This window comes from Sorangium sp. So ce887 (genome assembly GCF_051521455.1).
In the GTDB taxonomy this organism is placed as follows: domain Bacteria; phylum Myxococcota_A; class Polyangia; order Polyangiales; family Polyangiaceae; genus Sorangium.
This window is the reverse complement of the sequence record NZ_CP150354.1, coordinates 10,086,934-10,110,480: the sequence shown is the minus strand read 5'-3', so window position 1 is coordinate 10,110,480 and position 23,547 is coordinate 10,086,934. Positions and strand designations below refer to the sequence as shown.

The 23,547-nt window shown below is 70.1% G+C and carries 21 protein-coding genes; 11 read left to right on the top strand and 10 right to left on the bottom strand.

The annotated features are described in order from the left end of the window. Window positions 1–127: 127 nt before the first annotated feature. Window positions 128–1,117, bottom strand: coding sequence for a diacylglycerol/lipid kinase family protein (locus WMF36_RS37780; RefSeq protein ID WP_437575682.1), 990 nt, complete (start codon window positions 1,115–1,117; stop codon window positions 128–130). 95 nt (window positions 1,118–1,212) lie between these two features. Between WMF36_RS37780 and WMF36_RS37775 the strand changes: the two genes are divergently transcribed. Then, window positions 1,213–2,535 (top strand): hypothetical protein, encoded by a 1,323-nt coding sequence (locus WMF36_RS37775; RefSeq protein ID WP_437575680.1) that lies wholly within the window; start codon window positions 1,213–1,215, stop codon window positions 2,533–2,535. 36 nt (window positions 2,536–2,571) lie between these two features. Here the strand turns inward: WMF36_RS37775 and WMF36_RS37770 are convergent, their stop codons facing one another. From WMF36_RS37770 to WMF36_RS37760, 3 genes are all read right to left on the bottom strand, one after another. Continuing rightward, on the bottom strand, window positions 2,572–4,443 hold the full coding sequence (locus tag WMF36_RS37770) for a hypothetical protein (RefSeq protein ID WP_437575678.1): 1,872 nt from the start codon (window positions 4,441–4,443) through the stop codon (window positions 2,572–2,574). Window positions 4,444–4,518: 75 nt separating this feature from the next. Continuing rightward, window positions 4,519–5,046: a peroxiredoxin family protein gene (locus tag WMF36_RS37765; protein ID WP_437575677.1), complete on the bottom strand. Its 528-nt coding sequence runs from the start codon at window positions 5,044–5,046 to the stop codon at window positions 4,519–4,521. A 165-nt stretch (window positions 5,047–5,211) separates the two neighbouring features. Then, window positions 5,212–5,910, bottom strand: coding sequence for a TlpA family protein disulfide reductase (locus tag WMF36_RS37760; protein WP_437575675.1), 699 nt, complete (start codon window positions 5,908–5,910; stop codon window positions 5,212–5,214). A gap of 518 nt (window positions 5,911–6,428) precedes the next feature. Here WMF36_RS37760 and WMF36_RS37755 point away from each other — a divergent pair. From WMF36_RS37755 to WMF36_RS37745, 3 genes are all read left to right on the top strand, one after another. Then, window positions 6,429–7,385 (top strand): hypothetical protein, encoded by a 957-nt coding sequence (locus WMF36_RS37755; protein WP_437575674.1) that lies wholly within the window; start codon window positions 6,429–6,431, stop codon window positions 7,383–7,385. Window positions 7,386–7,513: 128 nt separating this feature from the next. Continuing rightward, entirely contained in the window at window positions 7,514–8,614 is a 1,101-nt protein-coding gene (locus WMF36_RS37750) for a P-loop NTPase (protein WP_437575672.1), read from the top strand. 128 nt (window positions 8,615–8,742) lie between these two features. After that, window positions 8,743–10,938 carry a S1 RNA-binding domain-containing protein gene (locus tag WMF36_RS37745; RefSeq protein ID WP_437575670.1) on the top strand — a complete coding sequence of 732 codons (2,196 nt, stop codon included), beginning with the start codon at window positions 8,743–8,745 and terminating at the stop codon, window positions 10,936–10,938. 76 nt (window positions 10,939–11,014) lie between these two features. Here WMF36_RS37745 and WMF36_RS37740 read toward each other — a convergent pair whose 3' ends face one another. From WMF36_RS37740 to WMF36_RS37725, 4 genes are read right to left on the bottom strand one after another with little or no spacing between them, the layout of a single operon-like run. Next, complete coding sequence (locus WMF36_RS37740; protein ID WP_437575667.1) at window positions 11,015–12,247, bottom strand: ABC transporter permease; 1,233 nt, start codon at window positions 12,245–12,247, stop codon at window positions 11,015–11,017. Next, complete coding sequence (locus WMF36_RS37735) at window positions 12,244–13,464, bottom strand: ABC transporter permease (RefSeq protein ID WP_437575665.1); 1,221 nt, start codon at window positions 13,462–13,464, stop codon at window positions 12,244–12,246. The genes WMF36_RS37740 and WMF36_RS37735 overlap by 4 nt, the downstream gene beginning before the upstream one ends. Continuing rightward, window positions 13,461–14,258, bottom strand: coding sequence for an ABC transporter ATP-binding protein (locus WMF36_RS37730; RefSeq protein WP_437575664.1), 798 nt, complete (start codon window positions 14,256–14,258; stop codon window positions 13,461–13,463). The genes WMF36_RS37735 and WMF36_RS37730 overlap by 4 nt, the downstream gene beginning before the upstream one ends. Window positions 14,259–14,264: 6 nt before the next feature. Beyond that, entirely contained in the window at window positions 14,265–15,485 is a 1,221-nt protein-coding gene (locus tag WMF36_RS37725) for an efflux RND transporter periplasmic adaptor subunit (protein WP_437575662.1), read from the bottom strand. Between the two features lie 294 nt (window positions 15,486–15,779). On the opposite strand from WMF36_RS37725, the gene WMF36_RS37720 reads away from it, so the two are divergent. The 7 genes from WMF36_RS37720 to WMF36_RS37690 all read left to right on the top strand — a co-directional run bounded on the left by WMF36_RS37720 (window position 15,780) and on the right by WMF36_RS37690 (window position 20,263). After that, a complete protein-coding gene (locus tag WMF36_RS37720; protein WP_437575661.1) occupies window positions 15,780–16,409 on the top strand; it encodes an FKBP-type peptidyl-prolyl cis-trans isomerase in 630 nt (209 codons plus the stop codon). A 40-nt stretch (window positions 16,410–16,449) separates the two neighbouring features. Beyond that, window positions 16,450–16,680, top strand: a complete 231-nt coding sequence (locus WMF36_RS37715; protein WP_437575660.1) for a hypothetical protein — start codon at window positions 16,450–16,452, stop codon at window positions 16,678–16,680. Then, window positions 16,677–16,979: a DUF1844 domain-containing protein gene (locus WMF36_RS37710; protein ID WP_437575659.1), complete on the top strand. Its 303-nt coding sequence runs from the start codon at window positions 16,677–16,679 to the stop codon at window positions 16,977–16,979. The genes WMF36_RS37715 and WMF36_RS37710 overlap by 4 nt, the downstream gene beginning before the upstream one ends. Further along, on the top strand, window positions 16,976–18,127 hold the full coding sequence (locus tag WMF36_RS37705) for a S1C family serine protease (RefSeq protein WP_437575658.1): 1,152 nt from the start codon (window positions 16,976–16,978) through the stop codon (window positions 18,125–18,127). The genes WMF36_RS37710 and WMF36_RS37705 overlap by 4 nt, the downstream gene beginning before the upstream one ends. A 110-nt stretch (window positions 18,128–18,237) precedes the next feature. Then, window positions 18,238–19,044: a sigma-70 family RNA polymerase sigma factor gene (locus WMF36_RS37700; protein WP_437575657.1), complete on the top strand. Its 807-nt coding sequence runs from the start codon at window positions 18,238–18,240 to the stop codon at window positions 19,042–19,044. Beyond that, a complete protein-coding gene (locus WMF36_RS37695; protein WP_437575656.1) occupies window positions 19,041–19,745 on the top strand; it encodes an anti-sigma factor family protein in 705 nt (234 codons plus the stop codon). Before WMF36_RS37700 ends, WMF36_RS37695 begins: the two co-directional genes overlap by 4 nt. Next, window positions 19,745–20,263 carry a hypothetical protein gene (locus tag WMF36_RS37690; protein ID WP_437575655.1) on the top strand — a complete coding sequence of 173 codons (519 nt, stop codon included), beginning with the start codon at window positions 19,745–19,747 and terminating at the stop codon, window positions 20,261–20,263. Before WMF36_RS37695 ends, WMF36_RS37690 begins: the two co-directional genes overlap by 1 nt. A 22-nt stretch (window positions 20,264–20,285) precedes the next feature. Here the strand turns inward: WMF36_RS37690 and WMF36_RS37685 are convergent, their stop codons facing one another. Together WMF36_RS37685 and WMF36_RS37680 are read right to left on the bottom strand one after the other, a co-directional pair. Then, window positions 20,286–21,485: a sensor histidine kinase gene (locus WMF36_RS37685; RefSeq protein WP_437575653.1), complete on the bottom strand. Its 1,200-nt coding sequence runs from the start codon at window positions 21,483–21,485 to the stop codon at window positions 20,286–20,288. Further along, the gene (locus WMF36_RS37680; protein ID WP_437575652.1) at window positions 21,482–23,503 is read right to left on the bottom strand and encodes a PAS domain S-box protein; all 2,022 of its coding nucleotides are present in this window, start codon (window positions 23,501–23,503) and stop codon (window positions 21,482–21,484) included. Before WMF36_RS37680 ends, WMF36_RS37685 begins: the two co-directional genes overlap by 4 nt. Window positions 23,504–23,547: the final 44 nt, after the last annotated feature.

Here is a 23,547-nt window from a genome sequence, read left to right as displayed (position 1 = left end):
TCCAAGGTGCATGGAGCATCGAGCACGCCCGTCACTGGGGTTCACGACACTGGTCATGATTCCGTCACGCGACGCAGCGCTCGGTACCCGACGGATCCTAGCGCGCGTCGCCGACGAGCGCGCGGCCTCAGGGGCGCAGGGTCAGGACGTCGATGGATGGCCCGGCGGAGATCCGGATCTCGCTCGCCCGGAGGGGATCTCCGTCGAGGATATAGGGGCCGTCGCCGGGCGACGTCGCGCCGGGCGCGGCGTCGAACCGGACCGTGAAATCGCGGACTAGATCGTCGAAGTGATCCCTGCCGCCGATCCGCCGGCCCGCAAGGACGAGCGGGGCGCGCGGGCCCAGCTCTCGGGGGGGCAGCGCGCTGGCGACGAGGTGCGGGCGCTCGAGATCCTCACCGGCCCGGTAGGTGACCCGCATGTGGATGCCGAGATCGCGCACCGCGGACGAGCAGATCAGCGACCAGGCGCGCGGGGCGAGCTGCCGTCCCTCCACGTCGATCGTGCAGGGCAACGGGTCGAGCACGCGCCGCGCATAGGAGCCGCCGTAGAAGGACTCGATGAACACCCGCGCCACGATGCGCGCAGCGGCGCCGTAGCCGTCCCCTCCGCGCTCGTAGTAGACATCGAAGAAGCTGGCCACGAGCCCGGTGCCGAAGATGAAGCCGATGCGCTCCTCGACCCCGCCGCGCGTCGTCGCTCGCGCGCGCAAGGTGGGCCGACGGACGGTTCCACGGAGGGCGGCGCCGTCGCGGCGGCCGCGAGCTTTGTGGATGATCCGCTCGAGGAGCGCAGCCGGATCGCCCGTCATGCCCCAGTTCCGCGCGACGGTCGCCACCGTTCCGCCTGGCAGCAGGACGAGGGGCGGCAAGGAGCTCTCGCCGAAGGCGCGAGCGAGCGCAGTGACCCCCGCCATGAAGCTGCCGTCACCGCCGGAGAGCGCGACGAGATCCGTGCCCCGCTGCGCGACCCGATCGCAGACCTCCTCGAGCTCCGCGACGTTCGAGGTCAGATGGAGCTTCGCCGCTTCAGCGCAGGCGGCCGACATGCGGTCGATGAGCGAAGGCCTCGCCCGGTACCGGCGCGCTGTGGTGTTGACGATGACGTCGATACGCATGGTGCCGGGACGTGAGCGCCGTATAGAACGGATTCCCCGGCTGGTCGAGCCGAAGGGGCTTCGAGCGCGCACTTCGGCGCGGTAAGAGGCGCCTCATGCACCGCGTGCTCTCCGGGTCGATCCTCGCCGGCCTCCTCTCGCTCGCCGCGGTCATCGGCTGCGTGAGCTCGGCCTCGATACGCGCGGCCGAGGCGGGCAGGTTCGACGAGCTGCGCCGCGCGCTGAACGACGAGCTGCGCCGCGGCGCGCTGGACAGCGACGACGCACGCGCGATCGCCCGTGCGGTCGCCGAGGGGGAGATCGCGCGCGCGACGCCGCCGTCCGGGGTCGACCTTTTGCGCGAGATCCGGACCTGTGCGCGCCCCTTGGAGGACGCGCTCGCCGAGCGCGCTGCGGGCTCGGACGCGGTCACGACAGCCGCAGCGATGATCCTCCTCGAGGCAGGGATCACCGATCCAGAGCGCGTGAAGCTGTACGCAAACGACGCGGCGGCGGGAAGGTCCCCTGGCAAGAACGCGGCGCTCCGCGCGCTGGAGACGCGGGCCCTCGTCGCAGCCGCGGACGGCGCGGTGCGCCGCTCGCGGATGCTCGACGGAGATCAGGAGGTGCGCGTCTCGGCGCTTCGCGCCGCGATCGCAGCGGCGGACCCGAGCGACCGGGGCGCGCTGCTCGAAGCGGCGCGGCTCGACCCGTACCCGCTCGCGCGGACGCTCGCGATCCGCGCCGCCGGCGCGCTCGGCGGTCGGGAGGTCGTGCTGGCGTTACGGGATATCTGGACCCTCTCGGATGAACCTGGGCGTGAAGCGATCGCCGAGGCGTGGGCGGCGCCGCGCGCCCTCGGCGACGGCGGCCGCGCGCAGCTCCTCTGGGCGATCTCCACCGAGCGCGGCGCCCCGGCGATCGCCGCGGCGCGCGCGCTGGTGCGCGTGGGCGGCGATGGCGCCGGGGAAGCGGTCTCCGTGCTCATCGGCGCCATCCGCGCCAGTCAGAGCAGGGATCGCGTCTACGCCATCCTCTCCGCGCCGCTCGAGGACCGCGCCGTGCGATCCGCGCTCCTCGAAGCGAAGGACGATCCGGACCACGCCGTGGCCTTCGCCGTCCACGCCCGCTACGTCGATGCTCCGCCGCACACCGTCGCAGCGCGCGAGCGCTCCGCCGCGGTCGCGTGGCTGATGAAGCTCGCCTCGGGCACGTCGACGCGCGCGGTGCTCGCGCGGGGAGCTCTCGCCCGTGCAGGCGTGCGCGCGGCCGTGCCGCTCCTGGAGCGCGATCTCCGATCCCGCGAGATCCCGGTGCGGGAGGCGGCGGCGACCGGCCTGGTCGAGCTCGGCGAGAGCCCTCGTGCTGCCTTGCTCCTCGCCGACGCCGTGCCTCAGGTCAGGATCTCGGTGGCCTGCGCCATCCTCGGCGCGTCCTGAGCGCCGCCGGCCCCGGCCCGACAAGCGCCCGGTCGCTCAGAACCGCGAGACGAGCTCGAGCCGCGCACCCTCGAACGGCGGGAAGGTCCGGCACACACCGGAGACGCAGCGCAGGCCTCCGCGCCGCTGGCCGACGAAGAGCTGCGCCGTATCGACGATCTGAGCGAGCGTCGTCCTCCTTGAGCCGGACTTCCATTGCAACCCCCCGCTGAAGAGGTGACAGAGCTCGCCGTCCTTGCCGGGCTCGCAACCGGGTACGGATGTGTATTCGTGACCGAAGATTGCAGCCAGGTGGGGCGACCACTGGAGCGCGAGGTAGTTGTCCCCTTCGATCCAGGACGATTCGAAATTCTCTGGCCTGTAGCGGCGGCGGCTGTTGCCCTGCGCCTGGATGGAAAATGCTCCGGCGAGGTGCTTCACGATGTCGTAGCGGACGTAGCCCTCGCTGTAGAAGGCGCGCTCCGAATCGGCCTCGTCGGATTGCCGAGCTCCGGCCCACGCGCGCGCGTGCGAGCGGCTGTCGTCGAAGTGGAGCTCGGTGCCTGCCGCTACGTCCCACGTGTCGGTGCGGTTTGCGTCATCCGTGATGCATTCCTCGTTCGCCTTCTCCGTGAAGCTCACGTAATGACCGACCCAGGCGTACAGGGACACGCTCCGGTTGAAGCGGTAGTCGACGCGCCCGCGCCCGCCCGTCGCGCAGACGTTCGGCGCTCCGATCGGCTCGACATAGACGGGCTCTGCCGTGGGAGGTTGGTTGTACGCGAGGCCCTTGTACTCGGGCGCGCTGAAGCCGGGGTTCAGCACGTCGACATCGATGCTGGCCGAGAGCGGTAAGAAGCGGCGATAGTGCTTCCCTTCGAGCGACACGGCGAGCGGCCCGCTGCGGGCGTTCGCCGCCGCATAGATCGCATAGCCTGACCGGATGCGCCGGCCCTCTTCCGTTCGGCCCGGCTGGCCGGCCACCTCGACGTACACGTCCCCGTGCTCCGCGATCGAGGGAACACCGATCGAGCCGCTGAACGTACCGATCTCGCCGCGGAGGAGCGCTCCGTTCGCGGCGAGTTGCACGCCCTTCACCCCCACCTCCAGGCTTCCACCGAGCACGGTGTCCTCGACGTAGCTCGGCCGCGCCTCCGCGACGTTCCTGACGGGGCGCGGATTCCCCTGCGCGTCCAACGTCGACTCGTCCGTGATCAGGTTGCCCGCGCTCTCCGCGTCGGGGAACCCGAAGAAGAGGGGCGACCCGGCGCCGTGCAGCCTCCTGCCGCTCGCGCTGTCGATGCGCAGCGGGTTCAACTGCCCGGCGAAGGCCACGGCCTTGAGCCGGAGGAGCGTGAAATCGTGATCGAGCGCGAGCCTGCCACCTCGGACCGTCGTGTCGATGGCCAGCTCGTCCATCTTGCGCACGCTGAAGACCAGGCCGCGCCCGAGCTGGGCGTAAAAATCGCCAGCCGTGGCCTCGATGCCTGGCTGCGTGTAGGTCACCCAGAGCTTCGCCGGATAGACCGTGTTCCGGTACCGCGAGTGGAGCTCCCGCCTGGCGTCGTTGATCTCGAACAAGACCTCATCGTTCAGGATCTTCTGCTGCAGGTCGGCGCTGGTCGCCGATGGCGTGCCGACATAGAGGGCGGCATCGATCCGGGCGCCGAGCTGAAGACGCCACCAGCTGAGCTGCGCGTCCAGCCGGTCGAGGATCTCGCCGTAGTGGTCGTCGAGGTAGCGCGACGCGTAGCGGGGATCGTCGTTCCGGTTTTCGAAGTGGTACACCGCGGCCGCGGTGTTCACGACGTCCACCGCCATCGGTTTGCCGCCGACGTTCGGGACATCGATCGCCGCCGCGGGGCCGGCGGCGAGGAGGAGGGACGCTGCGGGCAGACAGGCAAGGGCGGCTTGGAGAAGGGAGCGCACCTCGCGTTCCTACCATGGACCTATCGCCCGTGGAGCGTCGTCGCGGCGCGGTGCCGAGCGCGAGTCCCTCCGTTCCTACGGTTGGCCGAGCGCCTTCTCGACCTGCTCGGTGAGCATCGCCTCGTCGCCGGGCTGGTACCCGCCGCGCTTGTGAAGAATCGAGCCGTCTCGGCCGATGAGCACGGAGAACGGGAGCTCGCGCTTCGGATTGTACTTGGCGGCCACGGTCGTCTCCTCGTCGAGGAGCACGGGGAAGATCATCTCCCTATCGTGCGCCGTGCTGCTCACCTGCGCGCGGGACTCCGGTCCATCGAGGGACACGGCGAGCACGACGAACCCCTTGTCCCTGTGCTTCTTGTAGAGCTCGACGATGTGGGGCATCTCCGCCAGGCACGGATCGCATGTGGTCGACCAGAAGTCGATCAATACGACGCTCTTGCCGGAGTAGTCCGAGAGCCTGACTGTCTTGCCGTCGAGGGCGGGGAGCGAGAAGTCCGGTGCAGGGCTCGCCGCCGGGCCGCCGGAGGCTGCTCCGCACGAGGTGGTCGCGAGGCCAAGGACAGTGAACACCAGCGAGAGCGCGCAGCGGGTAGTTCGGTTCATCGAGGGTTTCCGTCGCGAATGGTCCGGCCTGAGCGGCCGACCCGGCATGAGGGCTTAACGTCGCGGACGCCACGAGCGGCGCCCTGGCAGATTCTCCCGCGCGGGCGTGCCGACGCGGGCGTGCCGACCACGGTGGCTCGGCGATGCGCCCGCGCGGCGGCTCGTTCAGATCTCACCGTTCATGATCCTCTCGAAGGTTCGCCAGAAACGGCTGTCCTCCGCGGGCACGCCGGAGACGACCTCGACGATGGTCATGTCCTTCGTCTTGACCAGCATGTTCGCCGGGAACGCATCGGCCTGGAAGAGCGCGCCGAGCTTGTATGACGGGTCGATCGCGGACGGGTATTGCACGTCGTACTGGGTCGTCCAGCGGTACAGGTCGCGCGGCACGGCCGGCTCGCCCGGGTTCCTCCCGTCAGCGAGCTGGACCAGGAACTCGCCGCCCAGCGGTTGATACTGCTCGTAAAGCCGGGGCAGGACGGACTCCGCCTCGATTTTGCAGGGGCCGCACCACACGGACGAGACGTCGATCAGCAGCACCTTCGGCTTCGGCTCGCCAGCGCCGTAAGGCGAGCCCTCGGGAAAGACCTCCTCCCCGGACGGGTTGTAGAAATCGGCGAGCTGAATCGGCTGCATCGTGTCTTTGTGATCGGCGGCGTTGGCGTATCCGACGAACTGATAGTTTGCGATCACCCGGCCGGGGCTGATCCCATACGGCCCAACCGGATATTGAGCAGCGTTGGCCGCAGGTTGACCCGTCCCGTCAGGAAAAGGAGGAGCCGGAATGGGATCCTCTCCTGCGCAGCCGACGAGCCCCAGGGTTGTCACGACGCCAAGGCCCATCCAAACGAGAACTGCGTCCATTCGCATGATGCCACCGCCTGAAGTATGGTGTAGGAGTGCTCATTCTTCTGGGCGGCACGGGGGGCGTCAAGGGCAACCTTGTCGCCGCCGCCGCTTCGCTCGGGGGCTCGTTTCCGCAATCTCCGGCCAGGCCCGCGGTGCCTGCCCCGATCCGCGGGTGTTTCCCGCGCTGAGGTCCTATGCAGCAGGTTGTCGCCTCTCACAGCGCCCGTCTCCGTCGTCTCCACGCGTTCCTGGTGCTGGGCTGCCTGGCGAGCGCGGCGGCCCTCGCGAGCGGCGCCTGCTCGTCGTCGGACGCGCCGCGGGACGAATGTTTCGGGGGGGTGATCATCAACGGCGTCTGCGAAGGCAAGTGCGAGCCGGAACTCTGCCTCCCGGGCAACACCTGCGTCGGCAACCGCTGCGTGCTCAAGTGCAGCAGCCACCTTGAATGCACCCCGGGTCTCCAGGACTGTATGCCCGCCGAGGAGGACGACACGAAAGTCGAAATTTCCGTTTGTAAGCCAAACGGAAAAATCGTGGGTTTCGGTGCGTCATGTCCGTTCGGTGTCGAGTGCGGCCAGTTCGGTCACTGCCCCGATGATACGCCGTGCAACCCGGTGCAGTGCGACGGTAAACCCGACGAGTGCCAGCGCGACACCGCGGTGTGCGGCGACGATCGCGCCTGCTCCGCCGGCAAGTGCAGCGACGGCAGCCACTGCTTCGTCCCGACCTGCTCCCCCGACGAGTGCACCTCGCTCGGCCTGGAGTGCCTCGGCAAGGGAGAGGGCGACGCCGAGGCGTACTGCTCGCAGCCGCATTGCGCGAGCGACGCAGACTGCCCCGGCGGCTTCGAGTGCGCCGTGACCCGCGACCCTCACGCGATCTGCGGCACGGAGAAGGGGAATAGCAGCTTCTGCGGCGAGACCGACGAAGGATGCGTCGACCCCTCCATGTTCGGCGACGGCAAAACCTTTGTCGAGGGCTCGCTGTGCCTGCTGCGCAACACCTGCGTCAAGCGCACGCAGTGCGCGCTGTGCAGCTCCGATCTCGACTGCTCGCTCGTTTCAGGGCAGCGCTGCGTCACGATCGGCGGCGAGAGGCGGTGCGCCAGGTCCTGCAGCAAGCACGCCGACTGCGACCTCGACTACATGTGCGAGGACGGCGCGTGCACACCGCGGTTCGGCGCCTGCGTGGGGCAGGGCAAATTCTGTGAACCGTGCCGCAACGACATCGACTGCGGCGACGAAGACTCCACGATGGAGTGCACCACCACGCTGCGCGGCCAGCGGGTGTGCGTCGACGCGGCGCTCCCCATCCGGTGCACCGCGGAGGACGCGGCCGACGTCTGCCCGAAGTCGCCCAGCGGGCTCCCCGGCGCGTGCGTGTGCGTCGAGGTGAACTCGAGCGGGGCGTGCGTGGACTCGCGGTGCTATCTGCCGTCGCGCCAGCTCGACCCAGGCGACCAGGCTTCCGTGGTCACCTCCTGCTGGTGAGCGAAGCGGCCGGACGCCGGCACGGCCGGTGCGCCGCGCGAGGCGAGGCGGGGCGAAATCGAGCGGTCGCGAGCGTGTCGCGCTCGCCGGTTGACGGGAATCCCGAGCGGTCCTAACTCCTCCGCCCCATGCCCATCACGAAGGATGCCGCCCTCGCCGCGCTGGCAAAGGTCATCGCGCCGGATCTCCAGCGCCCTCTCACAGACCTCGGGCGCGTCCGGGAGCTCTCGGTCGAGGGCGAGGCGGTCTCGCTCACCGTCGAGCTGACCAGCTACTTCAAGCAGCGGCTCGCTGCGGACATCGAGGCGGCGCTGAAGGGCGCCGGCGCGAAGGACGTCCGGATCGCGTGGGACATCGCCGTCCCGACGCGCACCATCCTCCAGGACGACCCGTCTCCGGGCGTGCGCAACATCGTCCTCGTGATGAGCGGCAAGGGCGGCGTCGGCAAGAGCACGGTCGCCGCCAACCTGGCGCTGGCGCTGAGCCGCGAGGGGGCCAAGGTCGGCCTCCTCGACGCGGACATGTACGGGCCGAGCGTCCCGACCATGCTCGGCGTGATGGGCCGCCCGACCTCCGCCGATGGCCAGAAGTTCCTGCCGCTCGAGCGCTTCGGTGTGAAGCTCATGTCGATCGGCTTCCTGCTGGAGGATCCGAGGTCGGCCGTCGTCTGGCGCGGACCGATGCTCCAGAACGCCCTGATCCAGTTCATGCGCGACGTGGAGTGGGGTGAGCTCGACTACCTCGTGCTGGACCTGCCGCCCGGGACCGGTGACATCGTGCTGACGATCTCCCAGAAGATGAGGACCACGGGCGCGATCGTCGTGACGACGCCGCAGGAGGTGGCCCTCCAGGACGTGTACAAATCGGTCTCGATGGCCCAGAAGGTCGGGATCGCCCTGCTCGGCGTGGTCGAGAACGAGAGCTACTTCGTGTGCGACGGGTGCAGCAAGCGGCACGAGCTCTTCGGCGCCGGCGGCGGGCAGAAGATCGCCGAGTTTGCCGAGGCGCCGCTGCTCGGTCAGCTCCCGATGGATCCGGCCGTCCGGGAGTGGGGCGACGCCGGCACGCCGGTCGTTCAGGCTGCCCCGGGCAGCCCGATCGCGCGCGCGTTCGTGGATGTGGCCGAGCGGCTGGCCGGCCAGATCAGCGCCCACAACCTCGCGAGCGGGGGCAGCCTGCGCATCGATCGGAGCGGGGGAACGAACAAGCACCTGCCCATCATGCGGTAGGCCCTCGCGTAAACGTCCCGGGTACGTTATGGTTCCGGCCCCTTCCCCCCCATTGAACCGAGGGGGCCGCTGGAGAGAACGCGAACACGTTTCGCCCCCATCGGCATGCGTTGTCGCGCGAGGCGCGGATGAATACCCACGAAAATACCACCACGCCGGCGGACGCGCCGGCAGCCCCGGCCGACCAGGGCGGCCCGCTCGAGTCGTCAAATGCTGCGCCCGAGCAAGCAGCGAACGCTGCGCCCGAGCAAGCAGCGAACGCTGCGCCCGAGCAAGCAGCGAACGCTGCGCCCGAGCAAGCAGCCCAGGCGCATGAAGGGGAGCTCACCCTCCCCTCCGAGGCGAGCGATGCGTCGGGCGGAGAAACCTCGCCGCAGGCGAGCTCGACCCAGATCGAGGCAGCACCGGCCGCAGCGGTACCCGCCGCCGCACCGGTGAGCGCCGACGACGACGACGACTGGGAAGAGCAGCCCGGCGACAACATCGGCAACCGCGTCCCCGGCCTGCCGCGGGATGATATCGGAAACCGTAAGCCCGGGTCCCCCCCGGGCAGGCGGAACCCTCCGGCGGCCGCGAAGCCCGCGCAAGCCGCGAAGCCCGCGCAAGCCGCGAAGCCCGCGCAAGTCGCGAAGCCCGCGCAAGTCGCGAAGCCCGCGCTGGCGGGCGAAGCCGGCGCGGCTGCGCAGGCGGAGGGGGGCGCAGGAAAGAAGCGCCGCCGTCGCCGCCGACGCAAGGGCGCGGAGGAGGCCGGTCAGCCGGGCGCCGAGGCAGCAGAGGCAGCAGAGGCGGCCGACGCCGCGACCGACGCCGGGGACGCAGACCCGTCCGACGCTGCATCCGATGCTGCAGACGATGAGGGCGAGGAGGAGCAGGCGGCCGACGAGGCGGGGGGGCAGCCCCAGCCCGGAGGCGAGAAGCGCAAGCGGCGCAAGGGGCAGGGGGCGCCGCCGCCGCGCGATCGCCCGGCCTTCAGCATCGGCGAGGAGGTGTTTGGCAAGGTCAGTAAGATCACTGACCACGCCATCTGGATCGACATCGCCGGGAAGGCCACGGGTCTGTTCGACCGTCGCGAAATCCTCGATGAAGAGCCTCCCGTCGAGGGCGATCAGTTCATCGCGACGGTGGCGAGCACCGGCGTGCGCGGCGGCATGCTCCTCCTGTCGAGGGCGTCGGTGCAGCTCGACCAGGCGCGCGCGCGCGCCGAGGCGGCGCTCCAGAGCGGCGAGCCGATCGAAGGGTTCGTGACCGGGGCGGTGAAGGGCGGGCTCGAGGTCGACCTCAGCGGCCTCCGCGCCTTCGCGCCGGCGTCGCACGTCGATCTGCGCCACGGCGCCGACCTCAACTACCTCGTGGGCCAGCGGCTCGACTTCATCGTGACGCAGTTCGCGAAGAAGGGGCGCGACATCGTCGTGTCCCGCCGCAAGATGCTCGAGGAGGAGAGCCGGAGGGCGCGCACCGAGGCGCTCACGTCGATCGAACCGGGCTCGCTGCACAAGGGCGTGGTGCGCAAGGTCGTCGCGTGGGGCGTGTTCGTCGCGCTCCCCGACGCCGGCGGCGTCGAGGGGTTGGTCCACATGAGCGAGGCGAGCCACGACCGTGGCGCCAAGCTGATGGACCTGTTCAAGCCGGGCGCGGAGATCGACGTGAAGGTCATGCGCGTCGACGACAAGGGCAAGCTCTGGCTGAGCCGCAAGGCCGCCACGGTCGACCCGTGGGACGCGGTGAAGGACAAGTACGCGGTCGGCACGCGCCACAAGGGCAAGATCGCCCGCCTGCAGCCGTTCGGCGCGTTCATCGAGCTCGAGCCGGGCATCGATGGGCTCGTTCATACGGCCGACCTCTCGATGAAGCCGATCCAGCACCCGGACGAGGTGGTGAAGGTTGGCGACGAGGTCGACGTGGTCGTCGCGAGCTGCGACGCCGCGGGTCGACGGATCGGGCTCCACCCCGCCCCGCCCGAGGGCGAGGAGACCGAGCCGCGCCAGCGCGTGCAGCAGGGCAAGGCGGTGAAGGTGGCCGTCACGCAGGTGACCGAAGGGGGGCTCGTCGTCCGGGTGCTCGGCGCGACGGGGCGAGCGGCCCGCGGCTTCATCCCGGCCGGCCACACCGGAACGCAGCGCGGCACCGACCTGCGCAAGGAGTTCCCCATCGGGGCCCAGTTCGATGCGAAGATCATCGAGGTGGATCCGCGCCGGGGAGAGGCCAAGCTGTCGATCCGCGCCCTCAAGGAAGACGCCGAGAAGCAGGCGTACCATCAGTACCGCGCAGGCGTCGCGCGCGAGGCCAAGTTCGGCACGTTCGCCGACCTCATGAAGAAGAGCTGATCCCGGGAGGCGCGCGCGCCGCCTCGCGGCCGCGCCTCCTCCTCCCTCCGGCCGCCGCGGGCCGGAGGGGATCGCGCTACTCGCGCCCGAGCGCGTTCACCGGATCCATGCGCGCGGCCCGTCGCGCGGGGAAGAACCCGAAGACGATCCCGATCGCCGTGCTCACCCCGAGCGCGACGCCGAGCGCCGCCGGCTCGAGCTTCATCGGCCAGCCGAGGGCGCTGGAGAACCCGAGGATGACGCCGTAACCGAGCGCGCTGCCGACGATGCCGCCCAGCGTGGCGAGCACGAGCGCCTCGAGCAGGAACTGCAGCAGGATGTCGATCTCGCGGGCGCCGATGGCCATCCGGATGCCGATCTCCCGGGTGCGCTCGGTGACCGACACCAGCATGATGTTCATGACGCCGATGCCGCCGACGACGAGCGACACCGCCGCGATGCTGACGAGCAGCGCCGAGAGCGCCGCGAAGATCGCGTCCTGCATGGCCTGGAACTCCGCCTGGCTCCGGACGGCGAAGTCGTCCTCCTCGTTCTCGCCGATGCGGTGCCGCTGGCGGAGGATCGCCTCGGCCTGCAGCTTGGCGCGCTCGGACGTCTCCGCGGACGTCGAGCTCAGCAGGATCGCGTGCACTTCCCCGGGCCGCGTGGCGACGACGTGCGATCGCATCGTGGTGATCGGCATCAGCACGATGTCGTCCTGGCTCTGCCCGAAGGGCGACGCCCCCTTCTCCTCGAGGACCCCGAGCACACGGTAGACCTGGCGGCCGATCCGTACCATCCGGCCGACCGGATCGAGCGCTCCGAACAGATCGCGCGCGGTCTGGGCGCCGATGACGACGACCTTCTCCGAGAGGTTCTCCGAGGCGGGGCTCCACGGCTCTCCCTGCGCCACCCTCCAGCTCCGGATCTCGAAGTAGTTGAGGCGCGTGCCGATGAGCGTCGGGCTCGCGTTCTGGCCCTCGTAGATGACCTGAGCGCTCGATCGGAGGAACGGCGCCACGATCCGGATGCTCGTCGATTCGCGCACCAGCGCCTGGCCGTCGAGCTCCGAGAGCCGGGCGCCGGTGGTGCTGCGGACGCCCGAGGCGCGCGCGGAGCGCGCGAAGACGATGAGCGAGTTGGAGCCGAGGTTCGAGATCTGCGCGTTGACGTTGGCGCGCGCGCCGCTCGCCAGCGCGGTGACGGTGACCACGGCCGCGACGCCGATCGTGATCCCGAGGATCGTGAGCCCCGCGCGGAGCTTGTTCCGGCGGACGGCGCGCAGCGCGATCACGATCGCCGACAGGACGCGGGTGAGCGTCGCGCTCATTCGTGCCTCAGGGCGGTGATGGGATCCTGGTGCGCGGCGCGGCGCGCCGGGAAGAACCCGAAGACGACCCCGATCGTCGCGCTCGTCCCCACCGCGATGACGACCGCGCTGACCGGCAACGTCATGTTCCAGCCGAGCGCCGCGGCGAGGACCTTGATCACGACGAGCCCCGCGCCGAGCCCCATGACGCCGCCGATGAGCGACAGGGTGATGGCCTCGACCAGGAACTGGACCAGGATGTCGCCCTCGGAGGCGCCGATCGCCATGCGGATGCCGATCTCACGCGTCCGCTCGGTGACGCTGACCAGCATGATGTTCATGACGCCGATCCCGCCGACGAGGAGCGAGACCGCGGCGATCGACGACAGGAGCATCGTCAAGGTGTCCAGGATCCGCTCCTGGGACGCCCGGAACTCCGCCTGCGTGCGGATCACGAAATCGGGCTCGGCGTCCGGCGCGATCTCGTGGCGCTGCCGGAGGATCCTGTCGATCTGCTCCACCGCGCGATCGACGGTCCGCTCGCTGGTCGCGGCGGCGACGAGCATCTGCACCTTGCCCGGCGCGCTCGGTACGACGCGCGACCGGAAGCTGCCGATCGGCATGAGCAGCCGGTCGTCCTGGTCCTCGCCGAACGGGGATTGCCCCTTCTTCTCGAGCACCCCGATCACCCGGAACGGGTGCTTGCCGATCCGGATGTACTGCCCCACGGCCTCGCTCGAGCCGAACAGGTCCTCCCGGACGGTCTCGCCGATCACGCAGACCTTCGTCTTGAGCTGCTCGTCCACCTCGGTCCAGCCGTCGCCCTTGGCGACGCGGTACGAGAGGATCGAGAGGTAGCTCCGTGTCACGCCCATGACCTGGGTCGCGACGTTGGCCTCTCCGGCCACGATCTGCATCGAGGTCGAGCTGAACGGGCTCAGCGCGGCCACGCTGGTCGACTCCTTCAGGATCGCGAGCCCGTCGGCCTCCGACATCCGCACGCTCTCGCGGCGCTTCAGCCCGGAGGCCTGCGTCGACTGCGGGAAGATGTAGATCGAGCTCGCACCCAGGCCAGAGATCTCGCCCAGGATGCGGTTGCGTACGCCCGTCCCGAGCGCCACCACGATCACGACGGCCGCGACCCCGATCAGGATGCCGAGCACCGTCAGGGCGGTGCGGAGCTTCGAGCGGACGATGGCGCGCAGCGCGATCCGGACGGCGGCGAGGTAGCCCCTCACGGTGCCTGCTCATCGCTCTCCGCCCCGGAGGGCGGCAGCGCGGCCAGGGCCAACGCCGCGTCGACGGGGCGCTCGTTCCTGAGATCGCTGCGGACCTCGCCGTCGCGCATCGTGATCACGCGACTCGCGCAGGCGGCGATGTCCGGTTCGTGCGTCACGAGGACGATGGTGATCCCGCCCCGGTTGAGCCGCTGCAGGAGCCCGAGCACCTCGTAGCTCGTGCGGGTATCGAGGTTGCCGGTGGGCTCGTCGGCGAGGAGCAGCGGCGGGGAGGTGACGAGCGCCCGCGCGATGGCGACGCGCTGCTGCTGGCCGCCCGAGAGCTGGTTCGGCGTGTGGTGCAGACGATCGGCCAGCCCCACCGCGCCGAGCGCCTCGAGCGCGCGCCTGCGCCGCTCCGCCACGCCGACGCCCCGGTAGACGAGCGGCAGCTCCACGTTCTCGAGCGCCGTGGTGCGCGGCAGCAGGTTGAAGCCCTGGAAGACGAACCCGATGAGGCGGTTCCTCACGATCGCGCGCGCGTCGTTGCTGCGTCGGGTGACGTCGAGCCCGTCCAGCCGGTATGTGCCCCGGGTCGGCCGATCCAGGCACCCGACGATGTTCATCAGGGTGCTCTTCCCCGAGCCGCTCTGTCCGACGATCGCGACGAAATCGCCGTGCTGGATGGTCAGATCCACATGGCGAAGCGCCCTCACGACGACGGCCTCGGTCGTGTAGTCCTTGCCGACGCTCGCGAGCTCGATGAGCGGCTCGTCTCGGAGCACCGCGGCGACGCCCTGGCTCTGCGGCAGCATCACGCCTCAGAACAGCCGGGGGCCGCGCCCCCTGCCGCCCGATGACGGACTGTCGTTCTCGTCGGTGACGACCTTGACCGGACCGAGATCGGTCGTGAGCGCGGTGAAGATGCCGTCGGTGATCCCGATGTCGACGACGCGCGGCTCGATCTTCTCGGCGCCCGGCGCGGCGTCGGTCAGCACGTAGACGCGGCCCTTCTTCGGCGGGAGCGGCTCGAGGGGTGGCGCCTTGATCTCCTTGCCGTCCTTGTCCCGCTCCGGGGCCGGCTTGAACCGGAGCGCCGCGTTCGGCAGCCGCCGCACCCCCCTGGCCTCGGCGGACCGGATGCTCACCGTGGCCGTCATCCCCGGCCGCAGCTTGACGTCGGGGTTGTCGACCTCGACCACCGCCGCGTACGTCACGACGCCGGACTGGTTGAGCGGGCTGTAGCGCACCTGGCTCACCGTCCCCCGGAACGTCTCGCCCGGGAACGCGTCGACGCTGACGTCCGCCTCCATGCCCTCGCGGAGCCGACCGACGTCCGCCTCGTCGATGTCGGCGAGCACGCGCATCTTGCGCAGATCCTGGGCGATCACGAAGAGCGTGGGCGCCTGGAAGCTCGCCGCCACGGTCTGCCCAGGATCGATCGCGCGGCTGATGACGACCCCGTCGATGGGCGAGAAGATGCGCGTGTACTGGAGGTTCGTCGTGGAGGAGCGGAGCACCGCCCTGAGCTGCGCCACCTGCGCCTTCGCGGCCGCGAGGTCTGCGAGCGCGACGTCGTAGGCGCCCTGCGCCGTGTCCAGATCGGCCTGCGAGCCGACCCCCTCCGCGACCATGTTCTTCGCGCGGTCGAGCCGCTGCTTGGCGGTCCCCAGCGAGGCCTCGGAGCGCACGACGCTCGCGCTGGCCGCCTCGACCTGCGCCTGGTTCGAGTCGATCTGCGCCCCGAAGAGCGTCGGATCGATCTCGGCCAGCACGTCGCCGGCCTTCACGATGCTGTTGAAATCCACGTAAACCTTGGTGATTCTCCCCGAGACCTGCGCGCCGACCTGCACCTCGGTGAGCGGCTTGACCTGCCCCGTCGACTGCACCTCCTCGATCACGTCGCCCGTGGTGATGTCGCCCGTGACGTAGCGTGGCGGCGGCGGCGGCGTCGTCCGGATCCTCCACACGACGATCGCCGCGATGAGCGCGGCGATCGTCGCGAGGACGCCGAGCCGCCCGAGCCAGCGCTTCGTGCCCACCCGGGAGAGCTCCTGCTCCAGGCTCTCCCTCCCGCGCCCGGGAGGCGGTCCACCTGCGCGCGGGCCCCGGTCCACTGCGGCGCCGTGCGGCGGAGACGCTGCCGAGGCCGGTCGTGTCCCGCCCGGCGGCGGCTCACCGGGGCGGACGCGCTCCGCTTCCGGGCTGGCCTGCGCAGCAGGGGCCGACGCGTCGAGAGGGTCGCGACCGGTCGCCCGAGCTATGGAATCGGCCATCGGACCTCCTCATAGCACGCCGCTATGCACGCGCGGCTCGCTTGAAACCGCGGAACCGCCATGGCAGACCAACCGCCGCCTATGGAGTCGCTGCACATCGCAACGGACACGGTCGTCACGCTGTCCTACGTCCTCTTCAACCAAAACGGCGAGGCGGTGGACCAGGCGTCGACCGCGGAGCCGCTCGTCTACGTGCACGGATACGCCCAGATCGTGCCCGGCCTGGAGCGCGCCCTGGAGGGGCTGCGCGCCGGCGAGCAGCGCGAGATCACCGTCGAGCCGGCCGATGCGTTCGGCGAGCGCGAGGACTCCGGCGTGTTCGAGGTCGACAAGGCCGACTTCCCCGAGGCGGCCGAGGTCGAGGTCGGCGACGAGTTCGTCGCCGAGGGGCCGGACGGCGAGCCGGTCGCGCTCCGGGTTGTCGACATCCTCCCCGACGGCTTCCGGGTCGACACGAACCACCCCCTGGCCGGCCAGAAGGTGCGCTTTCAGGTCCAGGTCAGCGACGTGCGCGCCGCCAGCGAGGAAGAGATCGCAGAGGCCCAAGCCGAGCTGGAGGAGCGCATCGAGGAGTCCGAGAGCGGGGGGGGGTGCTGCGGTCACGATCACGACCATGACCATGAGCACGGCCACCCTCACGAGCACGGGGATGCAGACGTGCTCGTGACGCTCTCGAAGAAGTCGTCATAAGCCCACCGCGAACGGGTGGGTTGTTCGAGGAGATCACATCATGACCGTAGGTGAGAAGGGCAAGCTGACGGAGCTGCAGCTTGATCGTCGGGTGCGCGAGCGCCTCCTGGCGAGCGGGACGCTCAGCGCCGCGACCGTTGAGGCGCACCTCGCGAGCTTGCCGGATCAAGAGGAGCAAACCGAGTCGATCATCGTCGATCAGCCGGCGCTCGGCGCGTCAGCGCACGGGTCGCGGGTCGAGCCTGAGCTCGACGACGAAGGGTCAGAGTGAGCGACGCGCACGATCAAGAGGAGCCCCCTCCGCTCGGGAGCTCCGCGGAGCTGCCGACGCTCGACTTCTCGACGTTCGTGCTGTCGATCATCGGCTCCGCGTACGTGCACCTCGGCGACGCGCCCAGCCCTGACGGCAGGGAAGAGCAGAACCTGGTCCTGGCGCATCAGGACATCGACCTGCTCTCCCTGCTCCAGGAGAAGACCAAGGGGAACCTCACGGGTGACGAGGAGCGTCTGATCGAGCAGGCGCTCTACGATCTGCGGATGCGCTACCTCGAGGTCTCGAAACGCTCGTGATCGCCGGCGCCAGGGCTCTTTCCTGGGTCCTCCTCGCCTGCCTGATCGCCGCGTGCAACAAGGCCTCCCCCGGCCACTCCTCCGGCGCGAGCAGCTCCGCCGTCCCCTCGGGCGCCGTGCCGGTGGCGACCCTCCCGCCGCCTCCCCCCGCGCCGCCCCCACCTTCCATCGTCCGCTCCGAGGGCATGCCCGGCTCCTTCGCGCCGCTCGCGCGCAGGGCCGATCCGGCGGTCGCCACGGTCAAGGCCCGGGTCGAGCGACAGCAGCACCCGGGCGGCCGTCGCCGCACGGTCGCCGAGGGGCTCGGGACGGCCTTCGTCTACGATCCCGAGGGCTTTCTGCTGACGAACAACCACGTCATCGAGGGCGCGACCGACATCCTCGTGAGCTTCGTCGACGGCCGCGACATCAAGGCGACCGTCGTCGGCCGCGACAAGCACACGGACGTCGCCGTGCTGAAGGTCGAGGATCAGGGGCTCCCGTCGCTCCCGCTGGGCGACTCGGACACCATGGAGGTCGGCGACTGGGTGGTCGCGATCGGCAACCCCTTCGGCCTCTCCCACACGGTCTCGGCGGGCATCCTCTCGGCCAAGGGTCGCACCCGGGACGACGTGAAGGGGCTCGATCCGAGCGGCTACTTCAATTTCCTCCAGACGGACGCGAGCATCAACCCGGGCAACTCCGGCGGCCCGCTCCTGAACCTCAAGGGCGAGGTGGTCGGCATCAACGCGGCCGTGCGCGCCAACGCGAACAACATCGGGTTCGCGATCCCGATCAACATGGTGCGGCAGCTCCTGCCGATGCTGCTGCGCGACGGGAAGATCCGGCGGAGCCAGGTCGGGGTGATCGTCGACGTGCTCAACTCGATCGAGGCGGGGCGGCTCAAGCGGCCCGATCGAAAGGGGGCGTGGGTGAAGACCGTGGTGCCCGGGGGGCCCGCGGACCGGGCTGGCATTGCGCCGGATGACGTGATCGTCGGCTTCGAGGGACAGCCGATTTCCGACCCGAACGAGCTGCGGTGGATGGCGAGCATCGCCGGCGTGAACAAGGTTGTTACGCTCCGCGTTGCCCGGCTCGAGCGGGTCTTCGATGTGCGCCTCACGCTTGGCGAGCTCCCCGAGCTCAACGAAGAGCCCGATGAGCCGTGAGCCGGGTGACCCCTGCCCTCTGCCCGGCACGCCCGCCGGCCGCGTGCCCGGCCAGGCCGTCTGCCGCGCGACGTTCCTTGTCCCCCAGCCTCCTCAGGTAAGCTGACCCCGTGGCCTCTGTACCTTCCTCCCCGGACGACCTCGAGCCGGCCGCACCTCCCGGCCCCCCCGGCGATGCGCCGGGCGACATGGAAGGTGATCTCCCGTCCGCGGGGGGCGCCCACCGCAGAGCGGAGCAGCTCCACGCGCGCCTGAATAGCGCTTCCGCCCGTGCGTCCAATCGCGAGGCACGACGGCGGGAAGCGGAGGAAGATCGTGAGCTCATCGAGCGGGCGCAGAAGGGGGACCAGGCGGCGTTCCGCTCGCTCGTGGAACGGCACCAGCGCAGAGCTTTCGCGATCGCGATGGGGCTCGTCCGCGACGAGAACGACGCGCGCGAGCTGGTGCAGGACGCCTTTCTCCGCGTCTACAAGGGGCTCGGCTCCTTTCAGGGCGGCTCCTCGTTTTTTACCTGGCTCTACCGGATCGTCACGAACCTGGCGATCGACCTCATGCGGAAGCCAGGGCGCCGCGACGTCGAGCTTCAGGAAAACCAGGCAGCCGACGAGCAGTCCGACTTTCCGCTTGTCGCTCGGATCGACGGCGCCGACCCCCTCAACGTCGTCCGGCGCCGGGAAATCGCCGGGCGCATCCAGGCCGCGCTCGACGCGCTGCCCCCTTACCACCGAGGCGTGATCCTGATGCGGGAGGTCGAGGGGATGTCCTACGAGGAGATGGCGCAGGCGATGGGGGTCTCGAAAGGGACGATCATGAGCCGCCTGTTCCACGCCCGTCAGAAGCTTCAGCGCGCCCTTGCTGACTGCTACGCGGAGGAAGAGGGCAAGGCCGCCGCAGAGGACCCGGAGGAGATCGCGTGAGTACCGCCAACAGCAGCAAGGCGAATCACGGGGACGCGAGCACCCCGCCGACGGATCTGGAGCTGATGCTCTATGTCGACGGTGAGCTCGATGAGGCTCGCCACCGGCAGGTGGAGGACTACCTGCTCCATGACCCGCGCTGCCGAGCGAAGGTCGCAGGGCTCGTCACCGCAGCCGACATGATCCGGGACAGCGCGCTCGCCTCCAGCGCGGCCGACGGCATCACCGACGCGGTCATGGCGAAGATCCTCGAAGGGCAGGGGAGCGCTGCGAAGGCCAGCGGAGGCGCTGTCGTGCAGCCGCTCGCGGCGCCGCCGTCGGGCGATGCGCCCCGCGCGCGGACGCGACTTCAGGGGTCGCCGGCCAACGACAACGCGCGCGGGATCTTCGCGCTGACGGCGCTCGCCGTGGCGGCGGCCGCCGCGATGATGGTCTGGGGCCGGACGGGCGCGGAGGCGCCCAGCGCGGAGCTGACGGCGCCGGCGCCCTCCGCGGTGCTCGCCCCCCCGGCAGCGGCGCCGGCGCACGAGCCCGCCGCCGTGCCGAGCGCCGAGGGCGAGATCGAGCCCGGCGTCGAGGTCGCCGCGGTCGACTTCGGGGCGCGCATGGGCACCATCTTCTACGTTCCGCGGGAGGCCGCGGCCTCAGGCCCGACGACCACGGTGGTTTGGCTCTCCGATGACGGTCCGGGAGGACAGTGATGAGATTTCTTGCGAGTGCGATCACCGCGATGATGGTCCTGGCGCTCGGCGCGAGCCCTTCCCCCGCCGTCGCGCAAGAGAAGGCGCCGGCCCCTGCTCCGGCGGCGCCCGCCGACGCCGCGATCACGTCCGAGGTCGTGGTCCTCCATGCGACGAACGACGGGACCGGCATCGATCCGAAGATCGGCAAGATGCCCGAGCTCGGGAAGCCGCCGTTCTCGGCGTACAACAGCTACAAGCTGCTCGATCGGCTGAAAATCAGCCTGCGGAAGGGCAAGCCGACCACCACGAAGCTGCCGAACGGCAGCGTCCTCATGGTGTCGCTGAAGGACGTGGTGGCCGCGAAGAAGCAGGACGAGCCGAAGCGCTTCGTCGTCAGCGCGAGCATCCAGAAGCCAGGCGGCAACACGTTCCTGCCCCTGCTCGAGGTGAACGCGAAGGCCGGCGAGAACTTCTTCGTGGCGGGTCAGCAGCACATGGGCGGCGTGCTCGTGCTCGGCATCAAGGTCGCGCCCTGAGCCGAGAGCGCTCGGCGCCCGCTCAGCGGCGCGCCGAGGACGGCAGCGCGACGGGCAGGTCGAGATAGAAGACCGTCCCGCGCGGGGCGCACGCTTCCGCGCGGATGCTGCCGCCGTGCGAGGCGATGATGTTCCTGACGATGCTCAGGCCGAGCCCGGTGCCGGTCCCGTCGGTCTTGGTCGTGAAGAACGGGTCGAAGATCCTCGGCAGGTGCTCGGTGTCGATCCCGTGCCCGTCGTCCCGGATGGTCACCGTGATGTAGCCGTCCTCCGGGGACATCGCGGTGGCGATGCCGAGGCAGCCGCCGTGCTCGTGCATCGCGTGCGCGGCGTTCGTGAACAGGTTCACGAACACCTGCGTCAGCGGATCGATGACGCCCCGCACGGGAGGTATCTCGCTGAAGCACCGGTCGACGGTGACGCTCGTCTGGTCGAGGAGGTGCTCGCAGAAGACGAGCGCGCGCTCGATGATGTCGTGGAGGGAGACGGCGCCCGGCTTCTCCGTGGACGGCCGCGCGTAGGCGATCAGATCGCGCGAGAAGCGGCGGATGCGATCCGCCGCCTCGTTGATCCGCGCGAGCCGCTCGAGGTCCGAGGGGTCGAAGCCGCTGCGCTCGCCCTTGCGGCGCAGGTACTCGGAGTAGGCGAGGATCGAGGTGAGCGGGTTGTTGAGCTCGTGCACCACGCCGGCGGCCATCTTGCCGAGGGAGGCCAGCTTCTCGGCCTGGATGACCTGCGCGCGCAGCGACTCGTGCGCACGCGCCTCGCGGAGCGACGCGCCCAGCGTGAGCACGAGCCGGTCGACAAGCGCCTGGATCGGCGCGCTGTCGAGGTACCCGGCGTCGTCGGCTGCGATGTGCATCGTCGAGCGACCTTCGGGCTCGATGGATACGACGCGCTCGAAGGCGAACTCCGGGAGGAGCCGCGCCGGATCGCGGCTGTCGTCGCGGCGGGCGCGCGGCGACACCCGGACGGCGACCTGCGCGCCCGTCGCTCCCGGGATGTACACGCCGAGCCCGCAGCCCGGGAGCACCTTCGCGGCTGCGCCGAGCAGCGCCGAGGCGCGCTGCTCGATGGAGGCCGATGGATCCAGCTCGCTCGACGCGATCAGCAGGCTGTCTATCCACTCGAGCGGGATGTCCCGGGTGAGGGGCTTCCGGAGCGTGACGGGAGCGTCGGACAACGGCTGCTTCCCCCGGCGCTCCGCGCTCCTTCCGCTCACCCGATCACCCTGTTCGGGTCGTCGCCGCTCGACCGGTCGAGATCGATGATCTTCGCGGCACCGACATAGGATTTCGTTTCGTAGCGGGTGATCTTGCCGATCTTGCGGACGATCTCCGCCATCCGCTCGGCCTCGCTGCGGATCGTCGCCGCGGCGCCCATGATGGGGGACGCGTCGTCGATCCGGCGGCAGATCAGCTCGGCGTAGCCGAGCACGCTGGTGAGCGGCTGGTTCAGCTCGTGCGCGGCCGCGCCCGCGAGCTCGGCGATGATGGCCTGCTTCTCGCGAGCGCGGAGCTCCTCCTGCGCCTCGGTGAGGCGGGCCTCCATCCGCATCCGCTCGCGCAGGTCGGTGAAGATGCCGACGGAGCCGACCGGGACGCCGTTCTCGAAGATCAACGCCGCGGAGAGGTGCACCGGGACGCGCGACCCGTCCTTGGCCAGGACCTCGGTCCGATAGCCCTCGAGCCGGCCGGGTCCGCCGTGATCCTTCGCGTGGATGAGCCTCATGATCTGCTCGGCGTTGTGGTCGGGGTAGAGCGCGCGGACGTTCATCGCGCCGACGACCTCCTTCGCGTCATAGCCGTAGATCCGCTCGGCGGCGCGGTTGAAGAGCAGGACGATGCCCTCCATGTTGGCCGAGACGATCGCGTCGACGGAGCTCTCGATGACGCGCTCCAGGAACTCCTTGGTCTTGGTGAGCTCCGCCTCGGTGGCGCGCTCCGTGGTGACGTCGCGGAAGCTGACCAGGACGGCGCCGCTCTCTTCCCGGAGGACGCTGCTGAAGCTGAAGCTCAGGATGAGCTTCTCGTGCTCGCCCCGCCTCACGGTGAAGTCCACCATGTGCGGGAACGATCCCTTGGCGAAGCCAGCCCGGATCTCCTCGAGGAGCGGGTGCTCGCGAGGATCGACGACGTCGGCCAGGTTTGCCCTCTCGAGGTCCTCCGCCGTGCGCCCGGTGATCGCCTGGGCGCGCGGGTTGGAGAAGAGGATGTGGCCGTCGGGATCGGCGACGATGATGCCGTCCGCCGTCGAGTGGAAGAAGTCGGCGTAGCGCTGGAGCGCCTTCAGCCGGCGCTCCGCCTCGAACCGGGCGAAGGTGCTCTTCTGTGTCTGATCGCGGAGCGACTGCAGGATGCGCGCGTTGCGCAGGGCGATCGCGGTGGCGCTCGCGACCGTGCGGGCCAGCGAGAGCTCGTGCGCATCGGGGGCCACCGGCTGCCGCCCGCGCAGGAAGAGCACGCCCAGCGGCTTGTCCTCGAACAGGATGGGCAGGAGGGCGAGCGAGCGGAACGCGTTCTCCGGGAGCTCCGCGCGCACGATGTCGAACAGCGGGTGTGCCTTCGCGTCGTCGATCACGAGCACGTCGCCCGTGCGCATGACGCGCTGGATCTCCGGGTACTTCCCGAGATCGATCGGCAGGTCGCGGAGCTCCTTGTCGTCGCTCGCGGCGACCACGTAGCCGACGTTGCCCGAGTCGCGCACGAGCACGATGCTGCAACGGTCGACGCGGGCCACCTCGGCGATGCGGCGCACGACCGTGAAGAGGATGTTCCGGAAGTCGAGCGTCGAGGACAGCGCCTGCGTCAGCTCGAGGACCACCTTCGCGTCGTGCTCCCTGCGCGCGAGCGCGTCGACGTAGTCGCGGATCCGGAGCTGCCCGCGGATGCGGGCGATGAGCTCCGCCGGGCGAAACGGCTTGCGGATGAAGTCGTCCGCGCCGAGCTCGAAGGCGCGGGCGACGTCCTCGTCCGCGTCGAGCGCCGTCAACACGACGACCGGGACGTCCTGCGTGCGGCGATCGTCCCGTACGGCGCTGAGGACGACGTAGCCGTCCGGAGGCGGCATCACGAGGTCGAGCAGCACGAGCGCGGGTACGCTCTCCTTCAGCCAGGCGAGCGCCTCCGCGCCCGAGGTGACGGCGATGGTCTCGATGCCCGCGTCGGCCAGCGCGTGCAGCAGCATCTGCCGGCTGACGGCGTCGTCATCCACGACGAGCACAGGATCACGGCGCGACACACCGCAAGCTTATCGATTCCACGCTGGAGCGATGAGAGATTTCC

Excerpts from the sequence above, each read along its gene's own strand:
- WMF36_RS37780 (WP_437575682.1), bottom strand. The coding sequence starts at position 1,117 with ATGCGTATCGACGTCATCGTCAACACCACAGCGCGCCGGTACCGGGCG.
- WMF36_RS37775 (WP_437575680.1), top strand. The coding sequence starts at position 1,213 with ATGCACCGCGTGCTCTCCGGGTCGATCCTCGCCGGCCTCCTCTCGCTC.
- WMF36_RS37765 (WP_437575677.1), bottom strand. The coding sequence starts at position 5,046 with ATGAACCGAACTACCCGCTGCGCGCTCTCGCTGGTGTTCACTGTCCTT.
- WMF36_RS37760 (WP_437575675.1), bottom strand. The coding sequence starts at position 5,910 with ATGGACGCAGTTCTCGTTTGGATGGGCCTTGGCGTCGTGACAACCCTG.
- WMF36_RS37750 (WP_437575672.1), top strand. The coding sequence starts at position 7,514 with ATGCCCATCACGAAGGATGCCGCCCTCGCCGCGCTGGCAAAGGTCATC.
- WMF36_RS37745 (WP_437575670.1), top strand. The coding sequence starts at position 8,743 with ATGAATACCCACGAAAATACCACCACGCCGGCGGACGCGCCGGCAGCC.
- WMF36_RS37740 (WP_437575667.1), bottom strand. The coding sequence starts at position 12,247 with ATGAGCGCGACGCTCACCCGCGTCCTGTCGGCGATCGTGATCGCGCTG.
- WMF36_RS37730 (WP_437575664.1), bottom strand. The coding sequence starts at position 14,258 with ATGCTGCCGCAGAGCCAGGGCGTCGCCGCGGTGCTCCGAGACGAGCCG.
- WMF36_RS37720 (WP_437575661.1), top strand. The coding sequence starts at position 15,780 with ATGGCAGACCAACCGCCGCCTATGGAGTCGCTGCACATCGCAACGGAC.
- WMF36_RS37715 (WP_437575660.1), top strand. The coding sequence starts at position 16,450 with ATGACCGTAGGTGAGAAGGGCAAGCTGACGGAGCTGCAGCTTGATCGT.
- WMF36_RS37690 (WP_437575655.1), top strand. The coding sequence starts at position 19,745 with ATGAGATTTCTTGCGAGTGCGATCACCGCGATGATGGTCCTGGCGCTC.